This window comes from Pseudomonas wuhanensis (assembly GCF_030687395.1).
In the GTDB taxonomy this organism is placed as follows: Bacteria; Pseudomonadota; Gammaproteobacteria; order Pseudomonadales; family Pseudomonadaceae; genus Aquipseudomonas; species Aquipseudomonas wuhanensis.
The window spans coordinates 6312998-6336225 of the sequence record NZ_CP117430.1 but is presented as its reverse complement, the minus strand read 5'-3'; the positions used below and the strand labels follow the sequence as shown (position 1 = coordinate 6336225).

22 protein-coding genes are annotated in these 23228 nt (G+C 59.2%); 6 read left to right on the top strand and 16 right to left on the bottom strand.

Annotated elements, in window-relative coordinates:
• Window position 1 precedes the first annotated feature (1 nt).
• From PSH88_RS29190 to PSH88_RS29150, 9 genes are all read right to left on the bottom strand, one after another.
• Complete coding sequence (locus PSH88_RS29190) at window positions 2-829, bottom strand: MetQ/NlpA family ABC transporter substrate-binding protein (protein WP_305424224.1); 828 nt, start codon at window positions 827-829, stop codon at window positions 2-4.
• Window positions 830-956: 127 nt separating this feature from the next.
• On the bottom strand, window positions 957-2309 hold the full coding sequence (locus PSH88_RS29185) for an LLM class flavin-dependent oxidoreductase (RefSeq protein ID WP_305424223.1): 1353 nt from the start codon (window positions 2307-2309) through the stop codon (window positions 957-959).
• Window positions 2309-3502 (bottom strand): SfnB family sulfur acquisition oxidoreductase, encoded by a 1194-nt coding sequence (locus tag PSH88_RS29180; protein ID WP_305424222.1) that lies wholly within the window; start codon window positions 3500-3502, stop codon window positions 2309-2311. The genes PSH88_RS29185 and PSH88_RS29180 overlap by 1 nt, the downstream gene beginning before the upstream one ends.
• Window positions 3503-3507: 5 nt before the next feature.
• Complete coding sequence (locus PSH88_RS29175; protein WP_305424221.1) at window positions 3508-4749, bottom strand: SfnB family sulfur acquisition oxidoreductase; 1242 nt, start codon at window positions 4747-4749, stop codon at window positions 3508-3510.
• Between the two features lie 404 nt (window positions 4750-5153).
• Window positions 5154-5912 (bottom strand): hypothetical protein, encoded by a 759-nt coding sequence (locus PSH88_RS29170; protein WP_305424220.1) that lies wholly within the window; start codon window positions 5910-5912, stop codon window positions 5154-5156.
• Window positions 5913-6417: 505 nt separating this feature from the next.
• Complete coding sequence (tcyN, locus tag PSH88_RS29165; protein WP_008068688.1) at window positions 6418-7167, bottom strand: L-cystine ABC transporter ATP-binding protein TcyN; 750 nt, start codon at window positions 7165-7167, stop codon at window positions 6418-6420.
• Window positions 7168-7171: 4 nt separating this feature from the next.
• Window positions 7172-7837, bottom strand: coding sequence for a cystine ABC transporter permease (gene tcyL, locus PSH88_RS29160; protein ID WP_305424219.1), 666 nt, complete (start codon window positions 7835-7837; stop codon window positions 7172-7174).
• The gene (gene tcyJ / locus PSH88_RS29155) at window positions 7837-8631 is read right to left on the bottom strand and encodes a cystine ABC transporter substrate-binding protein (protein ID WP_305424218.1); all 795 of its coding nucleotides are present in this window, start codon (window positions 8629-8631) and stop codon (window positions 7837-7839) included. The genes tcyL and tcyJ overlap by 1 nt, the downstream gene beginning before the upstream one ends.
• 311 nt (window positions 8632-8942) lie before the next feature.
• Window positions 8943-9935: a D-cysteine desulfhydrase gene (locus PSH88_RS29150; RefSeq protein WP_305424217.1), complete on the bottom strand. Its 993-nt coding sequence runs from the start codon at window positions 9933-9935 to the stop codon at window positions 8943-8945.
• A 190-nt stretch (window positions 9936-10125) separates the two neighbouring features.
• Here PSH88_RS29150 and epsC point away from each other — a divergent pair, with 190 nt between their 5' ends.
• Window positions 10126-11052, top strand: coding sequence for a serine O-acetyltransferase EpsC (gene epsC, locus PSH88_RS29145; protein ID WP_008005160.1), 927 nt, complete (start codon window positions 10126-10128; stop codon window positions 11050-11052).
• A 424-nt stretch (window positions 11053-11476) separates the two neighbouring features.
• Window positions 11477-13432 (top strand): choline transporter BetT, encoded by a 1956-nt coding sequence (betT, locus tag PSH88_RS29140; protein WP_305427071.1) that lies wholly within the window; start codon window positions 11477-11479, stop codon window positions 13430-13432.
• Between the two features lie 24 nt (window positions 13433-13456).
• Here the strand turns inward: betT and PSH88_RS29135 are convergent, their stop codons facing one another.
• Both PSH88_RS29135 and PSH88_RS29130 read right to left on the bottom strand, forming a co-directional pair.
• Complete coding sequence (locus PSH88_RS29135) at window positions 13457-13717, bottom strand: hypothetical protein (protein WP_305424216.1); 261 nt, start codon at window positions 13715-13717, stop codon at window positions 13457-13459.
• A gap of 172 nt (window positions 13718-13889) precedes the next feature.
• Window positions 13890-14630, bottom strand: a complete 741-nt coding sequence (locus PSH88_RS29130) for an SDR family oxidoreductase (RefSeq protein ID WP_305424215.1) — start codon at window positions 14628-14630, stop codon at window positions 13890-13892.
• 126 nt (window positions 14631-14756) lie between these two features.
• Here PSH88_RS29130 and PSH88_RS29125 point away from each other — a divergent pair, with 126 nt between their 5' ends.
• The 4 genes from PSH88_RS29125 (at window position 14757) to mgrA (ending at window position 17623) form a co-directional block, all read left to right on the top strand.
• On the top strand, window positions 14757-15647 hold the full coding sequence (locus PSH88_RS29125) for a LysR family transcriptional regulator (RefSeq protein WP_305424214.1): 891 nt from the start codon (window positions 14757-14759) through the stop codon (window positions 15645-15647).
• A 128-nt stretch (window positions 15648-15775) separates the two neighbouring features.
• Entirely contained in the window at window positions 15776-15958 is a 183-nt protein-coding gene (locus PSH88_RS29120) for a type II toxin-antitoxin system HicA family toxin (protein WP_305424213.1), read from the top strand.
• Complete coding sequence (locus PSH88_RS29115) at window positions 15955-16419, top strand: type II toxin-antitoxin system HicB family antitoxin (protein ID WP_173667514.1); 465 nt, start codon at window positions 15955-15957, stop codon at window positions 16417-16419. The genes PSH88_RS29120 and PSH88_RS29115 overlap by 4 nt, the downstream gene beginning before the upstream one ends.
• 166 nt (window positions 16420-16585) lie before the next feature.
• Entirely contained in the window at window positions 16586-17623 is a 1038-nt protein-coding gene (mgrA, locus tag PSH88_RS29110; RefSeq protein WP_305424212.1) for an L-glyceraldehyde 3-phosphate reductase, read from the top strand.
• A 164-nt stretch (window positions 17624-17787) separates the two neighbouring features.
• On the opposite strand, the gene tauD is transcribed toward mgrA, so the two are convergent.
• The 5 genes from tauD to gshA all read right to left on the bottom strand — a co-directional run bounded on the left by tauD (window position 17788) and on the right by gshA (window position 23191).
• A complete protein-coding gene (gene tauD / locus PSH88_RS29105) occupies window positions 17788-18630 on the bottom strand; it encodes a taurine dioxygenase (RefSeq protein ID WP_305424211.1) in 843 nt (280 codons plus the stop codon).
• 70 nt (window positions 18631-18700) lie between these two features.
• Window positions 18701-19549: a taurine ABC transporter permease TauC gene (gene tauC / locus PSH88_RS29100; RefSeq protein ID WP_305424210.1), complete on the bottom strand. Its 849-nt coding sequence runs from the start codon at window positions 19547-19549 to the stop codon at window positions 18701-18703.
• Window positions 19546-20340 (bottom strand): taurine ABC transporter ATP-binding subunit, encoded by a 795-nt coding sequence (tauB, locus tag PSH88_RS29095; protein WP_305424209.1) that lies wholly within the window; start codon window positions 20338-20340, stop codon window positions 19546-19548. Before tauB ends, tauC begins: the two co-directional genes overlap by 4 nt.
• A 16-nt stretch (window positions 20341-20356) precedes the next feature.
• A complete protein-coding gene (gene tauA / locus PSH88_RS29090) occupies window positions 20357-21334 on the bottom strand; it encodes a taurine ABC transporter substrate-binding protein (protein ID WP_305424208.1) in 978 nt (325 codons plus the stop codon).
• Between the two features lie 273 nt (window positions 21335-21607).
• Entirely contained in the window at window positions 21608-23191 is a 1584-nt protein-coding gene (gshA, locus tag PSH88_RS29085) for a glutamate--cysteine ligase (RefSeq protein WP_305483431.1), read from the bottom strand.
• Window positions 23192-23228 lie beyond the last annotated feature (37 nt).

The window sequence follows — 23228 nt, the reverse complement described above, 5'->3', positions numbered from 1 at the left end:
CTCAGCTTTCCCAGCCGGCTTGATAGAGTTTGCCGTGGGCCTTATCCAGCGCCGCACGAACGGCCGGCGAATGCTGGTAGATGTCGACGAATTTGAGCAGGCGCGGGTCGGTTTTGCTTTTCGGCTGGATCACAAACTGGATCACGTATTCCTTGTGATCGAGGCCATCGAACAGCAGGGCAGAGCTGGCATCGAAGGTCTTCGACAGACGGATATAGGCCGGGTAACCCTGGACCAGATCCGCATCGTCGTAGGCGCGCACCAGTTGCACGGCTTCGACTTGAAGGATTTTGATTTTCTTCGGGTTGGCGATGATGTCTTCTTCGGTGGCCTTGTAGCCGACGCCCGGTTTGAGGGTGATCAGCCCGGCCTTGGCCAGCAGTTGCAGGCCACGACCGCTGTTGATCGGGTCGTTGGCGATGGCCACGCTGGCGCCTTCGGGCAACGCGTCGAAGCTTTTGTATTTTTTCGAGTAGAGGCCGACGTTATTGATGATGCCTGGGGCGAACGGCACCAGGTCAAACCCGGCGGCGGCCTTGGCGTTTTCCAGGAAGGGGATGTGCTGGAAATAGTTCACGTCGATATCGCCTGAGGCGAGGCTGACGTTGGGGGCGATCCAGTCGCTGAACTCCACCAGTTCAACTTTCAGGCCTTGTTTGTTGGCTTCTTCTACGGCTGCTTCCAGGGGAATGGCGAAGGCGGCGGTGGTGCCGACTTTCAGTGGTGCGTCGGCGGCGAAGGTGATGGAGCTGAAGAGGCCGAGGGCCAGGGCCAGTGCCAGTGCCAGTGCCAGTGCTTTGACTGGGTGGTTGAACAGTTTTTTGGTCATGATGAGTTTTCCAGTCAGTGCATTGAAATTTTGGTGTCTGTTCGGACCTCATCGCGGGCAAGCCGCTCCCACAGTGTTCTCGGGTGTTCACACAATCCCTGTGGGAGCGGGCTTGCCCGCGATGCTTTTAGCGGCGAAAAGCCGATCCGGTGTGTTGCTCGGGCAAATGCGCCTCGCCGTGAAACAGTTTTTCTCGCAGGCTGCCGTCGTCATAAGCGGTCTTGTACGACCCCCTGCGTTGCAACTCCGGAATCACCAGCTCAATGAAATCCACATAGCTTTCCGGCGTGACAATCCGCGTCAGGTTGAAACCATCCAGCCCTGTTTCCGCGATCCACGATTCCAGCTCATCGGCCACTTGCTCGGGCGAGCCGACCACGGTGATGTAGCGGCCACCGAGGGCGTGTTGTTCCAGCAGTTTGCGGCGGGTCCAGTCGTTGTTTTGCAGGTTCTTGGTGGCGGACTGGATGGCGTTGCTCTTCACGTACTGGATCGGTTCGTCGAGTTCGTACTCGGAAAAATCGATCCCGGTGGACGCCGAAAAGTGCGCCACGCCCGCCTCGGCGCTGGCGTAGCTCAGGTACTCGGCATGCTTGGCCCAGGCCAGCGCTTCGGTGGCGCCGACGATCACGTTCAGGCCCATGAACACCTTGATGTCCCAAGGATTGCGCCCGGCCTCGACGGCGCTGGCGCGAACCTTGTCCACTTGAACCCGTGTCGCCGGTTTGTTCTGGCCGCTGATGAACACGCACTCGGCATGCCGACCGGCGAACAGCAGACCACGATCGGAACTGCCGGCCTGGAACAGCACCGGCGTGCGTTGCTGCGACGGTTCGCAGAGGTGATAACCCTCGACCTGATAGAACTCACCCTTGTGCTCGACCTTGTGCACTTTCTCGGGTTGGGCATAGATCCGTTGCTCGCGGTCGTTGAGTACCGCGCCGTTTTCCCAGCTGCCTTCCCAGAGTTTGTAGAGCACTTGCAGGTATTCATCGGCCTGGTCGTAGCGGCGGTCGTGTTCCACCTGTTCGCTCAGGCCCATGGCCTTGGCGGCGCTGTCCAGATAGCCGGTGACGATGTTCCAGCCGACCCGTCCGCGACTCAGGTGATCGAGCGTCGACAGGCGTCGGGCGAACAGATACGGCGGTTCGTAAGTCAGGTTGGCGGTGAGGCCGAAGCCAAGGTTTTTTGTCACTGCGGCCATAGCCGAAACCAGCAGCAGCGGGTCGTTGACCGGCAACTGGATCGACTCTTTGAGCGGCACGTCCACCGAGTTTTGATAGACGTCGTACACGCCGACGATGTCGGCGATGAACAAACCGTCGAACAGTCCGCGTTCCAGCAATTGAGCCAGTTCAGTCCAGTATTCGATGGTTTTGTATTGAGTGGAATTGTCCCGTGGATGGGTCCACAGGCCATGGTTGATGTGCCCGATGCAATTCATGTTGAAAGCATTGAGCAGGATCTTCTTTTTACTCATTAAATGGTCCCCCGCAACGGCGGGTTTTCATCGTTGAGGTAGTAATTGCCCACCGCGTGATATTTCCAGCGCACCGGGTCGTGCAGCGTATGCACCCGGGCGTTGCGCCAGTGGCGATCCAGGCCGTGTTCGACCAGGGTCGCCTGGCTGCCGGCCAGTTCAAACAACGTGCTGCCGGCGGCGAGGGAGATTTCGGTGCTGATGGCCCGGGCTTCGGCGACGGCAATCGATGCGGCGGCGACGGTCTCGGCATTGGTGTTGGCCTGGGCCTGGTCGAGGAACTCTCCGGAGCGTTTCAGCAAGGCTTCGGTGGCGTGCAGGCGAATGCTCAAGTGGCCGAAACTCTTGATCGTCAGCGGGTCTTCGGTGGCTGTTTCATGCGTGGCGTCGATCCACGGCCGGGTTTTGGTCCGCACGAAATGCAGGGCATCTTCATAGGCGGCGCGGGCGATGCCGGTGTCGATGGCGGCGTGGAGAATCTGTGCCAGCGGGCCGACGGTGGTCGGGCGTTCGAACGCGCTTTGAAACGGGATCACATCCCCGGCATTGACGTAGACATCCTCGAACACCACCGAACCGCTGCCGGTGGTGCGTTGGCCGAATCCGCTCCAGTCGTCGATCACCGTCAGGCCTTTGCTGTTGCGCGGGACGAACGCCAGTTGCTGCACGCCGTTTTCGTCCACCACTGACGTCGGGATGCGCTGGGCGTAAATCGCGCCGGTAGCGTAGAACTTGCGGCCGTTGATGCGGTAGCCGCTGCCATCGCGCGTCAGGCGGGTGACGCGATCATGGGCGGTTTTTGTGCCCAGTTCCGCGAGTGCATTGCCGAAGCGCTGGCCGGCTAACACTTCGGCGTAGAGACGTTTTTTCTGCTCGTCGGTGCCATTCACGCGCAGCACCTCGAGGGCGTAGAAATGGTTCTGGGGAATTTGTCCGAGGGAACCGTCGGCCTGGGCGATCAACGCGATGACCTTGGCCAGGGTGACGTTGGAAACCTCTGCGCCGCCGTATTCTTTTGGCACGCTGATACCCCAAAGACCCGAACGGGAAAACACTTCCAGTTCCGGGTATGGCAAACGACGTTCGCGGTCGCGCAGGGCGCTGTCACGTTTGAAATCATCGGCCAGGTCACTGGCGACGATCAGGGCTTGCTCATCGCTGGTGATGACCGCGACGTGGTGGGAAAGAGTCATGGTCATTAAATCCAGGAGTGGCGAGCGGGGAGTGTGCCGTTAAGGCGATAGGCGCCGACCGCGTGATATTTCCAGCGCACCGGGTCGTGCAGCGTGTGCACTCGGGCGTTGCGCCAGTGGCGGTCGAGGTTGAATTCGGCGAGGGTCGCGCGGCTGCCGGCCAGTTCGAAGAGCTTTTCGCTGGCCAGCAGCGAGATCTCGGTGGTCAGCACTTTGGCTTCAGCCACGGCAATCGAGGCGCGTGCAGCGGACTCGGCGGTAAGCGGTGCGGCGTTGACCTGGTCGAGAACTTGCCCGGCCTTGTGCAGCAGTGCTTCGGCGGCGTGCAGTTCGATTTTCAGCTTGCCGATGTCGGCGATCACATAGAGGTCGTCGCTGGCCCGTTCGACCTTGGCGTCGATCCACGGTCGTGCGCGTTTTTGCACAAACTCGATGGCGTCATCGATGGCGCCCCGGGCGATGCCGGCGTCGATGGCTGCTTGAATCAGCTGCGACACGGCGCCTTGGGTATTCGGGCTGTCGTTGATCTTCCAGTTATCCACCACCAGCTCGGCGTCGACCCGCACGTTGTTGAGCAAAAGGGTGCCGCTGGCGGTGGTGCGCTGGCCGAAACCCGACCAGTCATCAACGATGCGCAGGCCTGGGGTACCACGACGAACGAAGGCCAGCACTTGCTTGCCGTCGTCGTTCAGCGCCTTGACGGCCACCCAGTGGGCGAACAGGGCGCCGGTGGAATAGAACTTCTGGCCGTTGATGACGAAGCCATCGCCGGCGGCGGTGATCCGTGCCTTGAGCTCCAGGGTGTTTTTGGTTCCGCGCTCCGGCCCTGCGTTACCGATTCGCCAACCTTCGAGCACGCTTTTGAACAGCTGTTTTTTCTGCGATTCGGTGGCGCTGCCGAGTATCAGGTTGAGAATCCCGAACTGGTTCTGCGGGATCTGCCCCAAAGCCGGGTCGGCCGCGGAAATGATCGCGAACACCGAGGCTAAGGTGACGAACGAAACCTGCGGGCCACCGTACTCACGGGGGATAGCAATGCTGCCCAGGCCGCTGCGGGTGAACTGTTCGATTTCCGACCACGGCAGCTTGCGCTGCTGGTCACGTTTGGCGGCTTGCAGGCGGGCGACTTGCGCCAGCTCATGGGCAGCCTTGATGGCTTGTGCGTCGTTGCGCAAGACCTGCGCGGGCAACAACAATGGGGCGATGTCCAGATCACTCTGGACGATTGCATCTGCCAGACTGGACATCAGTGCCGCTCCTTGGCTGCACGCAATGCCCTGGCGATTTGCACTGGGGTGATTGTGTTCCGGACCATACCTACCTCACATCTCATGAAAGCGCCGCAAGGGTTGCGGCGAATGAAAAACACGAATGTCCGGTGGTCCGGTGTATATACCCTAAGCGTGTATAAATAATTAATGAACTAACTTTTAGGAATATGTATAGAAGGTGACATCGCTCGAATGGTCGGAGCCCCTGTGGCGAGGGAGCTTGCTCCCGTTCGGCTGCGCAGCAGTCGCAAAAACCGTTAAGGGGGTTCAAGTTGAAAGAACGCGTTTGTCGGTTTCAGGGGCGCTTCGCACCCCAGCGGGAGCAAGCTCCCTCGCCACAAAAAGCCCTCATGACACAACAGGAGTGTTGCTACAGGGGCTCACCGCTTTCGGGGCTCCGCGGCCATGAGCACTTCTTTCGGCGGCACTTTCAGATAGGGATTGGCACAGCCGATCTTCAGTGTGCGTGCCGGTGCCCACCGCGAGTTGTTACCCACGCGGTCGAGGATGCAGTAGGTCACTTCCAGTCGAAGGTCTTCGCCAGCTTCGAGAATGATCGCCGGGGGCACCCAGACCTGAATCGGCTGACCCACATCGCAAGCCTTGAGCTTTGGCAGGTCCATGCGCACATCGCCCCAACGCAGGGTGATTTCGTCGTCGGCGGCCATGTTCAGGTAAGGCTCGATGGTCAACGGAACACCGCGTTTGACCTGGTTCGGATTGACCCCCTGACGGCGAATGGTCTCAGGGATGAATACGGGCGCCAGGCTCTGGTTTTCCTCATCGCAAAGAAGCAGGCCACCCGGGCAATCGAGCTTGATCTGGACGCGCGCCGCCGGTGATACCGTCGGCCCCTGTCCGACCTGCATGACCTTGTAATGGACGCGTGCAGAACCATTGGCAATGAAGCTTTCCGGCACCCGCAGGCTCACGGTTTTGCCGCCATGGTCGGGGCCCAGGACACTGGAGGCCACATAGCAGTTGTTCCAGAACAGCTCGATCAGATCGCCTTCATCCATACCGGAGTAGGGCGCCACGTCGATCATAAGGTGAGCGGCAGAGGTGATATTGATGCCGGCCTTGTGGCTTTGCGCCAGGGTCGGGGCTGCAAGTTCAGATTTGTTTGAAGTGCTTGTCATGGGTTTCTCTCCTTGAAGCTTTGCCGCGAAGTCCATTTCTGAAAGATCGAAAGGCGTGAATTACCAAGCAACAAAACGATTCACTATTTGCGCGCTTAAACAATGATTGAGTGGGATGGCTGTTGCCTGTTGGAGACTAGATAAGAGTGCGTTTGAATAGGTGTCAATAGCGTTGGTTGGTTAAAGGTTAGTTCTTGCGTGATTCAGAAAGCTCCTACGCGGCGTGGTTAATAAACCGCATCGCTCTGTCGAACAAAGTCCAATATTTGGTGGGTTTTAGGCCTCTGAGGCAGTAACCCTTTGAGCGTAAACAGCCAGAGGTTTTATAGATTTTAGGCGATATGAATCTGTTGCAGGACATATATATGTACCGCATGGGGCGGCGGGGAGTTATTTATGATGAGGGCGAATCAAGTAAGTCGTTGAAAGCTGCTATAGGCTTTTATAAAGCGGAGTTAATGTCACTTCCATCCATGGAAGTTGACAGTTTTCGAGTGGGGCAGCACTAAGCGTTATTAAGAAACTTGCTGAGAAACTGCTTGGTCCGTTCCTCTTTCGGATTGGCAAACAGTGCCTTGGCTTCGCCTTGCTCGACGATCACACCCTTGTCGAAAAACACCACGCGGTTGGCCACGTCCCGGGCAAAGCCCATTTCGTGGGTGACGATCACCATGGTGCGTTTCTCTTCGGCCAGACCGCGGATGGTCGCCAACACTTCGCCCACCAGTTCCGGGTCCAGCGCTGAAGTCGGTTCATCGAACAGGATCACTTCCGGTTCCATCGCCAACGCCCGGGCAATCGCCACACGCTGTTGCTGACCGCCGGAGAGGCGTCGCGGGTAAGCGTCTTCCTTGCCTGCCAGGCCGACCTTGGCCAACAGCTTTTTACCCAGGGCAACGGCTTCGGCACGCGGGATTTTTTTCACCACCAACGGGCCTTCGATCACGTTTTCCAGGGCGGTGCGATGGGGGAATAGGTTGAAGTTCTGGAACACAAAACCCACGTGCTGGCGCAAGCGTCGTACCAGGCTCTGCTGCTGGTTCAGGGGGCGGCTGCCATCGATCTCGATGTCGCCGACCTTGATCCGGCCGCTGCTAGGCTCCTCGAGAAAATTCAGGCAACGCAGAAAGGTGGTCTTGCCCGAGCCACTGGGGCCGATAATCGCCACCACCTCGCCTTCCTTCACCTGCAGATCGATGCCGTTGAGCACCACCTGACCCTTGAACTGCTTTGTCAGTTTTTCCACGACAATCATTGGGTCAGGACTCCTGGTCGTGCCGATTGACCCGCGCTTCCAACTGGTTCTGCAGGTGCGACAGTACAGTCGCCAGAACCCAGTAGATCAGCGCAGCGGCAAGATACATGGTGAAAATTTCGAAGGTACGGGCGGTAATCAGCTGTGCCTGACGGAACAGCTCCGGCACCTGAATGGTGGCCGCCAGCGCAGTGTCCTTGACCAGCGAGATGAAGCTGTTGCCCAAAGGTGGCAAGGCCGTGCGCGCCGCTTGCGGCAGGATGGCCCGGCGCAGGGTTTGCGCGCGGGTCATACCGATACTGGCGGCAGCTTCCCACTGGCCGCGCTCGATGGAGCTGATGGCGGCACGCAGGATTTCGCAGGCGTAGGCCGCCATGTTCAGCGAGAAGCCGATCAGGGCCGCCGGCAGCGGATCAAGTTCGATGCCCAGTTGCGGCAAGCCGTAATAGATCACGAACAGTTGCACCAGCAACGGCGTGCCGCGAAAGAACGACACGTAGATGCGGGCGATCCAGCTCACCAGTTTGAAGCGCGACAGGCGCATCAACGCCAGGCCGAAGCCCATCAGCAGGCCGAAGAACATTCCGCCCAGGCTCAGGATGACCGTGTAGTACGCGCCCTTGAGCAGAAAGGGCGCGGAGTCCAGCGCAAGTTGGAAAGCTTCTTCCATTATTTAGTGACATCAGCGTTGAAGTACTTTTTCGAGATTTTTTCCAGCGTACCGTCGGCGCGCAGTTTCTCGAGGGCCTGGTTCACCGCTGCCAGCAGTTCAGGCTCGCCTTTACGCAGGGCAATACCGGCTTCCTGACGGGAGAATGGTTCGCCGGAAACGGCGGTGTCCTTGGCTTTGGCGGTCAGTTCCAGAGCGGCCAGACGATCCACCAGAATGGCGTCGATGCGGCCTACGCGCAGGTCCTGATACTTGGTTGGGTCATCGTCGTAGGTCTTGATGATGGCTTGCGGGACGTTGTCCTTGAGCCACTGTTCGTAGTTGGTGCCTAGGCCCACACCGACCTTTTTGCCAGCCAGGTCGGCGGCGGTCTTGATGGTGCTTTCGTTCTTTTTCAGGGTCAGGGCCTGAATGCCGGAGATGGTGTAGGGCTCGGAGAAGTCATACTTTTTCTTGCGCTCTTCGGAGATGGTGACCTGGTTGACCACGGCGTCCAGACGCTTGGATTCCAGGGCTGCGAGGATGCCGTCCCACTTGGTCGGTTGCAGTTTGACCTTTACGCCCAGCTCTTTTGCCAGCGCCTCGGACAGTTCCACTTCGAAGCCGGCCAGTTTGCCGTTGGCGTCGACGAAACTGAACGGTGGATAAGTACCTTCCAGACCGACGTTGATCACGCCTGCGTCCTTGATTTTTTGCAGTTGCTCACCGGCAACCGCTTGCCCGAGCAGGCCGGCGCTCAGCGCCAGGCCCAGCGAACCCACCAGCAGATTTCGACGTAATGCGGAAAAATTCATGACAAGCCCCTGTGTTTTCTTATGGAAGACGCTTAAGGAAAGTTGGCAAATTCGGGATTTTAACGACTGCGATATCCTGCCCTAAAGCAGCTTATGCGTCTTGCTGCAAATTCGCCTGCGGCGTGACTATATGATGTTGTCTTTAGATTGGAAAATACTAAATATTAAGTCTGTTATTCTTTTATGAAATATGCGGGATTGCTTGGAGATCGTTCCCACGCTCTGCGTCGGAATGCCTCTAGGGACGCTCCGCGTCCAGTGACGCGGAGCGTCACGGGCTGCATTCCCACGCAGAGCGTGGGAACGATCAGTTATAGAAAGTCTTTGTAGGCAAACAACGCCGGCGCCCCACCGGTGTGCAGGAAGATGATCGGGCCATCATCGAAGCGCTGGCGCCCGATGCCGTCGAGCAAACCGGCCATGGCCTTGCCGGTATACACCGGATCCAGCAACAACCCTTCCTGACTCGCCAGCAGCTTCAGCGCCGACAATGTCCCGGCATTCGGCTCGCCATAACGCGGGCCGAAATATTCGTCCCACAGTTCGATTTTGAAATTCGCCGGCAGGCTCATGCCCAACAGTTCGGCCGTGCGCTCGGCGAGGCCCTGGACTTTCGGTCGTTGTGCTTCATCGCTACGGGAAACGGTCACGCCGATCACTGGCAAATCCGGCAGTACTTCGCTCAATGCCAGCGCCAGGCCGCTGTGGGTGCCGGCACTGCCGGACGCCAGGACCACGGCGGCGAATTGCAGCCCGGTGTCTTTGATCTGTTCGGCCAGTTCCAGGCCTGCACGGACATAACCCAACGCGCCCAATGCATTCGAGCCACCAATCGGCACCAGATATGGCTTCTTGCCGTTGCTGCGCAGACGTCCGGCCAGTGCTTCCAATTGCTCATCGGCATTGTCGAGGTTTTCCACCAGTTCGACCTTGGCATCGAACAGGTCCAGCAACAGCCGATTGCCGTTGCCGACATAGTTGCTGTCGTCGGTGCCGAGCGGATTTTCCAGCAGCGCTACGCAGCCCAGGCCCAGCTTGGCCGCAATGGCGGCGGTCTGGCGCACGTGGTTGGACTGGATTGCGCCAGCAGTGATCAACGTGTCAGCGCCCTGGGCCAAGGCATCGGCGGCCAGGTATTCGAGTTTGCGCAGCTTGTTGCCGCCCAGTGCCAATGGCGTCAGGTCATCGCGTTTGACGTACAGATCGCGGCCCAGCCAGGTCGACAGGCGTTCGAGTTTTTCCAGGGGAGTAGGATGACCGAGCAGGTCGAGGCGGTTAAAGCGGGCAAGCTGTTGTTTGATCATGGGTCCGTACTGGCGGAGGAAGATGTCAGGACTATAGGCACGGGTATTTAGTGGGGCAACTGCCAATCGCTTATAGCCAAAAGTATTGAGCACAGCACTATTGGTTCTTAATTCGGCTGCAAGCCGTTGCCGTAAAGTAATCGCGGTTAACGCGGCCAGACAGTCCGGCCGCCCGTGAGGAGTTTTTACCGTGAGCGAGCGTTCCAGCCATTGGCAATTGCAGACCATCGTCAGCCAACTGCGTACGGCGCGCGACCAGTGGCGCGCACAAAACGGCCGTGCCAGCGGCGAGCAGGGCGGTCGCGAGTTGCCGTCCCGAGCGGCCATGGCGGACATTCTCGAAGCCTTGTGCGGTGCGCTGTTCCCGATGCGATTGGGGCCGGTGGATTTGCGCGAGGAGAGTGAAGATTTTTACGTCGGCCACACACTCGACGTCGCACTGAACGCGTTGCTGGCTCAGGCGCGGCTCGAACTGCGTTACGCCGCTCGCCACAGTGCCCAGGCCGACACTGAAGTCGAGGCCAAAACCATCCAGATCATTCAGGATTTCGCCCTCGCTTTGCCGGGGTTGCGCACTCTGCTGGACACCGACGTACTGGCGGCCTATCACGGCGACCCGGCGGCTCGCAGTGTCGATGAAGTGTTGCTCTGCTATCCGGGAATCCTGGCGGTGATTCACCATCGCCTGGCCCACCATTTGTACCGTGCGGGCTTGCCGCTGCTGGCGCGGATTAGCGCGGAAATCGCCCACTCGGCCACCGGCATCGACATCCATCCGGGGGCGCAGATCGGTCGCAGTTTCTTCATCGACCACGGGACGGGCGTGGTGATTGGCGAGACCGCAATCATTGGCGAGCGCGTGCGGATTTATCAGGCGGTGACTTTGGGCGCCAAACGCTTCCCGGCGGACGAAGATGGCCAGTTGCAGAAGGGCCATCCGCGGCATCCGATCGTCGAGGACGATGTGGTGATCTATGCCGGCGCGACGATTCTGGGGCGGATCACCATCGGCAAGGGCTCGACCATCGGCGGCAACGTCTGGTTGACCCGCAGCGTGCCGGCCGGGTGCAACCTGACCCAGGCGAATCTGCAGCATGATGATGGGACGCAGAAGTAGGGTCCAAAATCTCTAGTGGTCTTTCTGACGCCATCGCGGGCAAGCCACGCTCCCACAGGGTTTGTGTCGAACGGTAATTCCGTGAACGACACGAAACCTGTGGGAGCGGGCTTGCCCGCGATGGTTTCAGGCCAGGCCGAGATAATGGCATCTAGCTAATTTCCCGCCGAACGAATCCCGCAAACCCCGCGTCATACCCTTCCTTGAACTAGTGTAGGAAAGCGACCGCCCAGCCCTGCGATTAGTCCTTAGCCCCCTATCCATGTTTAACTTGAACGCTCATTCAAGTTAAACCGCCGGTTTGCTGCCCGCTCACAACAGGAGGCTTGCCTTTGCCGAGTCCGTTATTGATTGCCCTGTTTCACCCCTTTGAGGTGCACCTTTCATGAGTGCACCGTCCACCCCCACAAGCGGCCAGGTCCGCATGAATCCGCCGGTTTTTTATTTCGCGGCGACCTTTATTTTGTTGTTCGCCGTTGTGGTCATGGCGATGCCCGAACAGGCCGGTGCCTGGCTGTTGCAAGCACAAAACTGGGCGGCCAATACGGTCGGCTGGTACTACATGCTCGCGATGACGCTGTATCTGGTCTTCGTGGTGGTCACCGCCTTGTCTGGCTACGGCAAGATCAAGCTCGGTGCCGACCACGACGAGCCCGAATTCAGCTACCTGTCCTGGGCCGGCATGCTGTTCGCTGCCGGGATCAGCATCACGCTGTTTTTCTTTTGCGTGTCCGAACCGCTGACGCACTTGGCACAACCGCCGCAAGGCGAGGCTGGCACGGCGGATGCGGCACGTCAGGCGATGCAGATTCTGTTTCTGCACTGGGGCCTGCACGGCTGGGGCGTGTTCGCCTTTGTCGGCATGGCGCTGGCCTATTTCGCCTATCGACATAACCTGCCGCTGGCCCTGCGTTCGGCGCTGTATCCACTGATCGGCAAGCGCATCAACGGCCCCATCGGTTACGCAGTGGATGGCTTCGGCATCATCGCCACAGTGTTCGGCCTCGGTGCCGACATGGGCTTTGGCGTATTGCACCTCAACTCGGGCCTGGACTACCTGTTCGGCATCGCCCACACCCAATGGATTCAGGTCGGCCTGATCACGCTGATGATGGGCGCGGCGATCATCGTCGCGGTGTCCGGCGTCGATAAAGGCGTGCGGGTGATGTCCGACATCAACATGCTGCTGGCCTGTGCGCTGCTGCTGTTCGTGTTGTTCGCCGGCCCCACCCAGCACTTGCTCAATACACTGATCCAGAACATCGGCGACTACCTCGGCGCCTTGCCGATGAAGAGTTTCGACCTCTACGCCTACGACAAACCCAGCGACTGGCTGGGCGGCTGGACGGTGTTCTACTGGGCTTGGTGGATTGCATGGTCGCCGTTCGTGGGCCTGTTCATCGCGCGGATTTCCCGTGGCCGGACCATTCGTGAATTCGTCTTCGGCGTGCTGTTGATCCCGCTCGGTTTCACCCTGGCGTGGATGTCGATCTTTGGCAATAGCGCCATTGACCAAGTCCTCAACCACGGCATGAGCGCGCTCGGCCTGTCGGCCATCGACAACCCGTCGATGACCCTGTACTTGCTATTGGAAACCTACCCGTGGAGCAAAACCGTGATTGCGGTCACGGTGTTCATCAGCTTCGTGTTCTTCGTGACCTCAGCCGATTCGGGCACCGTGGTGCTGTCGACGTTGTCCGCCAAGGGCGGTAACCCGGATGAAGACGGGCCGAAATGGCTGCGAGTGTTCTGGGGCGCGATGACCGCGCTGGTGACCAGCGCGCTGCTGTTCTCCGGCAGCATCGATGCTTTGAAGTCAGCGGTGGTGCTGACCTCGTTGCCGTTCTCGATGATTTTGCTGCTGATGATGTGGGGGCTGCACAAGGCGTTTTATCTGGAATCGCAGAAGCAGATCGCGCAACTGCATTCCCTTGCGCCGGTGTCCGGATCACGGCGCGGTGGATGGCGTCAGCGCTTGAGTCAGGCAGTGCATTTCCCGTCGCGGGATGAGGTCTATCGCTTCCTCGATACCACGGTGCGCCCGGCGATTGAAGAGGTGACGGCAGTGTTCGTCGAGAAGGGCTTGCACGTGGTCACTCAGCCCGATCCGGCCAATGACAACGTCAGCCTGGAGATCGGTCATGGCGAACTGCATCCGTTCATCTATCAGGTGCAGATGCGCGGTTACTTCACGCCGTCGTTCGCCCGTGGCGGCATGGGTTCCAAGCAACTCAACAACCGCCGTTACCATCGGGCCGAAGTGCATTTGAGCGAGGGCAGTCAGGATTACGATCTGGTGGGCTACACCAAGGAGCAGGTCATCAACGACATCCTTGACCAGTACGAACGGCACATGCAGTTTTTGCACCTGGTGCGTTGATTGAGGAGGGGCGCTGACGTCTTGTCAGGCGTCGGTGCTCATCGTCATGAACAACACCAGCGCGGCCACCGGTACGCCGAATACCGCGCTACCCACCACCAGTTCGGTGCTCAACGGCTGGCCGGCGTTGACCATGCCGACCACGCCGTTGATCAAGGTCAACGCCAGCCACAGCACGACAAAGCTGTAGGCCAGGGTCTGGCGGGGGAAACCGATTTTCTCGCCGATGAACAGCATCAGCGCCAGAAGGACCAGGCCGAAGAAGATGATGATGGTGGTGTGCATGGTGCGTTCCTCCCCTTCAGATTTGTGGTGTCTTTGAGGCCGTCTTCGCGGGCAAGCCCGCTCCCACAGTGGTCGCGGGTGTTCACAGGAATTGTGTTCACTACCGATCCCTGTGGGAGCGGGTTTGCCCGCGAAGGCGTCCTTACTGCTCACCCCAATACATCGAGCATAGTTAAACCAACCCACCATTCACCCGCAGAATTTGCCCATTCACCCAAGCCGAATCCGGCCCCACCAGAAACGACACAACGCGAGCAATATCCTCCGGCTGACCCAAACGCTCCAGTGGAGGCATCTTGGCGAAGTTCTGGATTTGCTCTTCACTCTTGCCGTGCAAAAACAGCTCCGTCGCCACCGGGCCAGGTGCCACCGCGTTGACGGTAATGTTGCGACCACGCATTTCCTTGGCAAACACCTGGGTCAGGGATTCCACTGCCGCTTTGCTGGCGATGTACACCGCGTAGCCCGGCAAGTTGAGGCCAACGGTGCTGCTGGAGAAGTTGATGATCCGGCCACCGCTGTTCAAACGCGTCGCCGCTTCACGCAAAGTGTTGAACGTGCCGCGCGCGTGGATGTTGAAGGTCTGCTCGAACAGTTCGTCCGTGTGCTGCGCCAACGGCATCACTTTGAGGATGCCGGCGTTGTTGATCAGCACATCGACCTTGCCCAGTTGCGCTTCAGTGTCATCGAACAACCGGCGCACGTCGTCGGCATTGGCCACGTCAGCCTTGACCGCTATGGCCTGATGCCCGGCCTGACGCAACTCCACCACCAGTTTTGATGCTTCAGTGGCGCTGTTGGCGTAGTTGATGGCAACGGCGAACCCTTCGCTGGCGAGTTGTCTGGCGATCACGGCACCTATGCCGCGGGAGGCGCCGGTCACGATGGCAACTTTCAAAGTTTGAGTAGTCATGGTGTTGATTCCTTGGGAGGGGTTTGAAGTGGAGCCAGACTCACATGTTTACTCAGGGCGATAAATGCATGAGAGTTGGCTTGACTGTTCAATAATTGCCAACAATCGATCGTCAGGAGCCCCCGCGTGGATCAAGTCAAAGCGATGAAGGTTTTCGTGCGAATCTACGAGCGCAGCAGCTTCACGCTGGCGGCCAATGACCTGAATCTGCCGCGGGCGACCCTGACTCACACGCTGAATCAGTTCGAAGCCTGGCTCGGTACGCGTTTACTTGAGCGCAGCACCCGCAAGGTGCGTCCTACGCTGGATGGCGAGGCGTACTACTTGCGGTGCGTGCAGTTGCTGGCGGAACTGGAAGAAGCCGAACTGGCATTCCGCAGCGTGGCGCCGAAAGGGCGGTTGCGAGTGGATCTGCACGGCACCTTGGCCAAGCACTTCGTGATCCCCGCGTTGCCGCAATTCATGGCGCGTTACCCGGACATCGAACTGTCCATCAGCGAGGCCGATCGCTTCGTCGACCTGATCGCAGAAGGCGTTGATTGCGTGTTACGCGCCGGTACCTTGGGCGACTCGGCACTGATCGGTAAACGTGTCGCCAACCTGCGCCAGATCACCTGCGCCAGCCCCGCCTACCTGCGCAAATACGGCGAACCGAAAAATCTCGAAGACCTGAAAAACCACCGCGCGGTGAACTACGTTTCGCGCACCACCGCCAAGTTGTTTCCGTTTGAATTCATGGTCGATGGCGAGCTGCAGGAAGTGACCATCGATGGCGCATTGTCGGTGTTCGGTGCGGAGATTTATGCAGCCTCGGCGATTGCAGGCCTGGGCCTTATACAGTGCCCGCATTACCGAATGGAAACGCTGATTTCCCAAGGGGTGGTGCAGGAAATCCTGGTCGACACACCACCGCCAACGATGCCGGTTTCCGTGTTGTATCCCCATAACAAACACATGTCACCACGGGTTCGGGTGTTTGTGGATTGGTTGGGGGAGGTGTTTGCGGGGGCCCGATAACCGATGGTCCGCGGGCAATCTGGCTTGCTTGAGTTAGGCTAATATTTATTAGAGTGTGTATCGTGTGTATTAAAGATGTGATCATCACGTAATGTGCTCAGCAGATGCTGCCCACAAGGACGAAGGTGATGCGAAGTCGGGAAATGATCAGGATGATCGAGGAGGATGGTTGGTATCTGGTGGCCGTGAAAGGTAGCCACCATCAGTACAAGCATTCGTGCAAGTCAGGCAGGGTGACGATAAAGCACCCTGATTCGGATCTTCCCAAAGGCACGATCAACAGCATATTGAAACATGCGGGTCTGAAATGAGGCCCGACATCGGAAACGAAAGCCTCGAAGGGGCCACATCACAGGAAGGACTCATCGAAATGAAATTCCCGGTCGTTCTGCACAAGGATGCCGACTCAGAATACGGAGTGATTATCCCGGACGTGCCGGGATGCTTCTCCGCAGGCGCTACTGTGGCGCAGGCATTTGAAAACGTGAAAGAAGCGTTGGCTTTGCACTACGAAGGTCTGGTCGCCGATGGTGATCCACTGCCGCAGGTGCGTGAAATTGACGCTCATCTTGATAACCCTGATTACGCTGGCGGTGTGTGGGGTGTGGTCGACTTCGATATCACGCCTTACTTCGGCAAGTCGGTGCGCTTCAATGCCACGCTTCCTGAGCAATTGCTTGAGCGTATCGACCAGACGGTCAGACGAGATCAGCGATACAGCTCAAGATCTGGCTTTTTGGCGGCTGCGGCGCTGCGTGAGTTGTCGGCATGAACGTTGAGGGTGGATAGCGGCTCTATGGCGGCAGGTCAGATTTAATAATCTGTGAAACGTTTCAGCATTTTCTCGAGTCCGAGGTTTATCGGCGTTTGTCCAAGCGTATGCTGGGCAACTTGCAAAGCAGTCGATACCACATTCAAGACAGACAAGAGAGGATTCGATGACCTACACCGCTGCCGAAAATCGCTACGATTCCATCCCTTACCGCCGTGTAGGCCGCAGCGGGTTGGTGCTACCGGCACTGTCCCTGGGCTTGTGGCACAACTTCGGCGACAGTACGCCGATCGACACCCAGCGCTCATTGCTGCGTACGGCGTTCGATCTCGGTATCAACCATTTCGACCTGGCCAACAACTACGGCCCACCGTATGGCAGCGCCGAGATCAATTTCGGTCGTTTGCTGCGCGAAGACTTCAAGCAGTACCGCGACGAGTTGATCATCTCCAGCAAGGCCGGTTGGGATATGTGGGCCGGCCCTTACGGCCAGGGCGGGGGGTCTCGTAAATACATATTGGCCAGCCTCGACCAGAGCCTGCAACGCCTGGGCCTCGACTACGTGGACATCTTCTATTCCCACCGCTTCGACCCGGACACGCCGCTGGAAGAAACCGCCAGCGCACTGGCCACCGCCGTGCAGCAGGGTAAGGCGTTGTACATCGGCATCTCGTCCTATTCCGGGGTGAAAACCCGTGAAATCGCCGGGTTGCTGAAAGAGTGGAAAGTGCCATTGCTGATTCATCAACCGGCTTACAACCTGCTGAATCGCTGGGTGGAAAAGGACCTGCTGGACACCACCGATGAGCTCGGCACCGGCGTGATCGCCTTCACGCCATTGGCTCAGGGGCTGTTGACCGACAAGTACCTCAATGGCGTGCCAGCGGATGCGCGGGTCAATCGTCCGGGCGGTGGTTCGTTGCAGGCGTCACACCTGTCCGAAGCCAACATCACCCATGTGCGGGCGCTCAATGAAATCGCCAAGCGCCGTGGTCAGAGCCTGGCGCAACTGGCGTTGGCCTGGACCTTGCGCGATCCACGGGTGACCTCGGCGCTGATTGGCGCGAGCCGGCCGGAGCAGATCATCGAGAACGTCGGGGCGTTGAAGAACCTGAGTTTTAGCGTGGAAGAACTGGCGGAGATTGATCGGTTTGCCCAGGAGGGTGGGGTCAATTTGTGGGAGAAGCCTTCGACGGCGGAGTAAGTGTTCGGCGCCGGATCTTCTGGTGCCTGTTTTGGCCCTATCGCGAGCAGGCTCGCTCCCACAAAGTTATCGGTTGGCCACAGAACTTGTGGTCAGCACAGATCCACTGTGGGAGCGAGCTTGCTCGCGATGGGGCCATCAAAGTGAATAAAGAGTTCCGGGGCTCAACGGAAAAACGGCACATCCCCCAACACCGTTGCCCGCTGCATCACCCGCCGCGCCGGGCGGTAATCATCCACGGCGTGATGCTGGGTCACGCGATTGTCCCAGAAGGCGATGTCGTCTTTCTGCCAGCGCCAACGGATGGTGAATTCCGGCCGTGTGGTGTAGGCGAACAAGAATTTCAGAATCACCTCGCTTTCCGTTTCCGAAAGCTCATTGATCTTCGACGTGAACCCTTCATTGACGAACAACGACCGGCGCCCGCTTACCGGATGCGTGCGAATCACCGGGTGCGGTAACGGTGGGTTTTTGCGCCGGGCTTCTTCCCACTGGGTTAAGGCTTCTGGTGTATTGCCATAGCGTTCCAGCGGGAACGAGCGGGTGAAGTCGTGAGTAGCGGTCAGCCCTTCGAGCAGGGTTTTCATCGGCGCGGACAGCGCTTCATATGCCGCAATACCACTGGCCCACAGCGTGTCACCGCCAAACTCCGGCAGCAGTTTGGCGCTGAGCACTGCACCCATCGCCGGGGTCGGCAGGAAGGTCACGTCGGTGTGCCAAATCGCGTTGTCCCGCACGTCGGTGATGGCGGTATCGAGGATCAGCACTTCCGGTTGCTCCGGCACGTTCGGGTAGATCGGGTGGATGTGCAGGTCACCGAAATAGGCGGCGAATCGCGCTTGTTGTTGCGGCTCGATCGGCTGGTCGCGGAAGAACAGCACTTGATACTTGAGCAGTGCCTGCTCGATGGCGTCGCGTTGTTCCAGGTTCAGCGGCTGGCTGATGTCGATGCCGCTGATTTGCGCGCCGAGTGCCGAGCTTAAGGGGACGATGGTCAGGTGGCTCATAGTGGTTCTCTTCAATCCGGGGCGTCGACTGCGGGAGCGATCTGTGGCGAGGTCGCTCCCACATGAATACTCAGTGAGCCTGGCCGTGCCATGGCACCAGTTTGCGTTGCAGCGCACGCAGGCCCATTTCCATGGCGAAGGCGATCAGCGCGATCACCAGAATCCCCAGCACCACCACATCGGTGACCAGGAACTGCGCCGCTGACTGCACCATAAAGCCCAAGCCGCTGGTGGCGGCGATCAACTCGGCGGCCACCAGCGTCGACCAACCCACACCCAGACCAATCCGCACGCCGGTCAAAATGTCCGGCAAGGCACTGGGCAGAATCACATGCCGAATCAACTGCGCCCGAGTCGCGCCCAAGGACTGCGCGGCACGCAATTTCGCCGGGTCGACAGTGCGCACGCCAGTGGCAGTGGCAATGGCGATCGGGGCGAAGATCGCCAGGTAAATCAGCAACACTTTGGACAACTCACCGATACCGCACCAGATCACGATCAGCGGCAGATAAGCCAGCGGCGGAATCGGGCGATAGAACTCGATCAGTGGATCAAGAATGCCGCGAGCGATGCGGTTGTGGCCGATGGCGATGCCCACCGGCACGGCGGTCAGCACCGCGAAGCCCAGGCCCAGACCAATACGGCTGAGGCTCGCGCCCAGGTGCTGCCACAAGGTCGAATCCATGTAGCCGCTGGTTACCAGCAGCCAGCCTTTTTGCAGCACGGCAGACGGCGGCGGCAGGAACAGCGGTTCGATCAACCCAGTGGCTGTGACGGCCCACCAAATGGCAACGAGAGCGACCAGCGTCAGTACACTGATCCAGCGCGTGTTCAAACTGCGACGCAGCGCAATGACCGCCGAGCCCTTCACCTTTGAGCCCGGTTTCACCGTTGCGGCGGGAATTTCATAGGTGCTCATGCGCGCTCCTGCCGCTGGACGGCACTGCGTTGGGAGAACACTTTGGCGAGCACGTGTTCGCGGGTTTCAATAAAACGCGGGTCGGATTTGATCGCCCGCGCCGATTCGCCGGCCGCGTAACGCTGACCAAAGTCCAGGCTCAGACGCTCGACGATTTGCCCGGGATTGGGCGCCAGCAGAATCAGGTCCGTGGCGAGGAACACCGCTTCTTCAATATCGTGGGTAATCAGGAACACCGGTTTGGCGGTGCGCTGCCAGACTTGCAGCAACAGCTCCTGCATCTGTTCGCGGGTGAAGGCGTCGAGGGCACCGAAGGGTTCGTCCATCAGCAAAACCCGAGGATCTGCGGCGAGGGCGCGAGCGAGGCCGACACGTTGTTTCTGCCCGCCCGAGAGCTGCCAGATTCGGCGGTTTTCGAAACCGGAAAGGTCCACCAATGCGAGCATTTCCCGGGCGCGCTGTTCACGTTGTTCTCGCGGAGCGCCGGCCAGTTCCAGACCGAAGCCGACGTTGGCCAGCACGTCCTGCCAGGGCAGCAGGGCGTCGTCCTGGAACACCACGCCGCGCTCGGCACTCGGGCCTTTGACCGGTACGCCGTCAAGGGTGATGCGCCCGGCACTGGGCTCGACGAAACCAGCAATCAGGTTCAACAGCGAGGTCTTGCCACTGCCGGACGGGCCGAGGGCGACCAGCAATTGCCGGGGGCCAAGGCTCAGGGAAATATCCGCCAGCACAGGTTCCACTGCACCGGGGTACTGTGCGCAGATGCGCTCCAGCTGTAGCAAAGCCATCGCGGTTAACTCCCGATCAGTTGGTGATGTACTTGGCGCTGACGTACGGCGCGTAATCCGGCAGCACGGCCTCGACCTTGCCCTGTTCCTTGAGGAACACCGCGGTGTCGGTAATGGCCTTGGTGGTCGGCGCGCCAAGGGTGATCACCTGATCAGCCGCGAGCGGGAAGACGTTGCCTTGCAGCAGCAATGGAATGTCGCTGGCCTTGGCGCCGGAGAGCTTCACCAGTTTGTCGACATTGCTTTGGTTGGCGAGCCAGGCTTTTGGGTCTTTGCGGTAGTCAGCGTAGGCATCGAGGGTCACCTTGGCGAACGCGGTGACGATGTCCGGGTGCTTCTCGGCGAAATCCTTGCGCACGATCCAGGCATCGAAAGTCGGTGCGCCAAACTTGGCCAGTTCGCCCGAGGTGATCAGCACTTTGCCGTTTTCCTTGGCCACACCGAGCGCTGGATCCCACACGTAGGTGGCGTCGATATCACCGCGTTTCCACGCAGCGATGATCGCTGGTGGTGCGAGGTTGAGCACGGTGACTTTCGATGGGTCGATGTTCCAGTGTTTCAGCGCGGCCAGCAGGCTGTAGTGGCCGGTGGAAACGAACGGTACGGCGATTTTCTTGCCGATCAGGTCTTGCGCAGTCTTTATCCCGGAACCATCGCGCGCGACCAGCGCTTCGGCGGCGCCAATCTGGGTGGCGATGAGGAAGGTTTCCACCGGGACTTTGCGGGTGATTGCCGCCGTCAGGGGGCTGGAGCCGAGGTAGCCGATTTGCACATCGCCGGAAGCGATGGCGGCGATGATGTCGGCGCCGTTGTCGAATTTACGCCAGTCGATGTTGGCTTTGGTGGCTTTTTCGTAGGTGCCGTCGGCTTGGGCGACTTTGGCCGGGTCAACGGTGGTCTGGTAGGCGACGGTCACATCTGCCGCCTGAGCCAGGAAACTCGCCGAAGCCAGAAACGCGGCGGCCAGAAGGCGAAGAGGGGAAGTCAGTTTCATCGGGAAGCTCCTTGTCAGGCGACCGAGAGTCGGCGTGAAAAGGAGACTAAATGATATAAGAATCCGAAAATAAATAACTTTTTCGAATTACCTTATGAGCGGAAAATTCTAAGAGAGGCCGTTGTCGATCGTTCCCACGCTCCGCGTGGGAATGCAGCCGGTGACGCTCCGCGTCACCTGGACGCGGAGCGTCCCTTGAGGCATTACCACGCAGAGCGTGGGAACGATCGGAGCGAGGCTTGCCCGCGATAAGGTCCGCAGGATCTTCTGAGTCTAGTTGCTGATCGCCAGAATACTCGCCTGATACGCCCCGACAAACACATCAAAATCGCCGACTTCGTTCTGTTCCAGCTCCACCTGCTGAGCCAACGACGAACGCGCCAGCTCTTCAAATCTAGCCTGTTCTTCGGCTGAAAGCGGCTCGCTACGGAAAAATTCCGCATGCACCTGACTCTGACGCAAGGAGAACTGAGCGAAGCTTTCCTTGTGCTCGGCCATCGCCGCCAACACCTGAGCCGATGGCGTCAGGGACGAATCCTTGACCTTGGCCATTTGGGCGTCCAGTGCCTTGCTGTGGGCATCGCCGCCATGGCTTTGATCCAGCAACGCCGCCAATGGCGCAATTTTTTCCAGCAATTCGCCGGCCCATTCCTTCAGGTCTACCGGGTGCCCGTCGCGTTGCAATTGCAGGCCCGGACGACGACCTTCCTTGACCACGCTGAGGAAGTTAGACGTCGCGTTGCCACAACTGGTACTGGTCAGCAGCGGGCTTTCGTTCAGCGCGCAGTACAACAGGAACGCATCAAGGAACCGCGACTCGGTGAGGTCGATGCCCATCGGCAGGAACGGGTTGATGTCCAGGCAGCGCACTTCGACGTACTGAATGCCACGGGCCACCAGCGCCTGGATCGGTCGTTCGCCGGTATAGGTCACACGTTTCGGACGGATGTTGGAGTAGTACTCGTTTTCGATCTGCAGGATGTTGGTGTTGAGCTGAACCCACTCACCGTCCTGGTGCGTACCGATCTCGACGTACGGCGGATACGGCGTGGCCACGGCTTTGCGCAGGCTGTCGGTGTAGCTGGTCAGATCGTTGTAGCACGGTGTCAGACCGGCCTGAGCGTTGCTCTGGTAACCCAGGTCGCTCATGCGCAGGCTCGTGGCGTACGGCAGATACAAGGTGTCCGGGTCCAGCTGTTCCAGCTGATGCGAGCGACCACGCAGGAAACCGGCGTCCAGCGCAGGCGAGGCGCCGAACAGGTACATCAGCAGCCAGCTGTAGCGGCGGAAGTTGCGGATCAGCGCGATGTAGGCCGACGACTGATAGTCGCGATCGGTGCCGACAAAGCCTTCGGCCTCTTTAAGCAGCGGCCAGAGCTTTTCCGGCAGGGAAAAGTTGTAGTGGATCCCGGCGATGCATTGCATGGTCTTGCCGTAACGCAGCGCCAGGCCCTTGCGATAGACGTACTTGAGCTGACCGATGTTGGAGGTGCCGTAATAAGCGATCGGGATGTCTTCCTCGGCCGGCAACGGGCACGGCATCGATGGGCTCCACAGGTACTCATTGCCGAGCTTGCTGTAGGCAAACCGGTGAATTTTGTCCAGGCTCGCCAGCGTATCCGCCGGGTCTGGCAGGGCGGGCGTGATGAACTCCAGCAGCGACTCGGAATAGTCGGTGGTGATTTGTTCATTGGTCAGCGCGGAACCCAATGCTTCAGGGTGCGGCGTTTGCGCCAGGCGCCCTTCGCCTGTCACGCGCAGGCATTCACGTTCGATGCCGTGAAGGCACTGTTCGAGCAGAGAGAGGTTAGCGCGCTCGCCGAGCAGAGCCAGGCGGCGGTTGAGAAGTTCGCTCAAGTTGGATTCCTTCACGCGTCAGTCGCCCCAATATGGG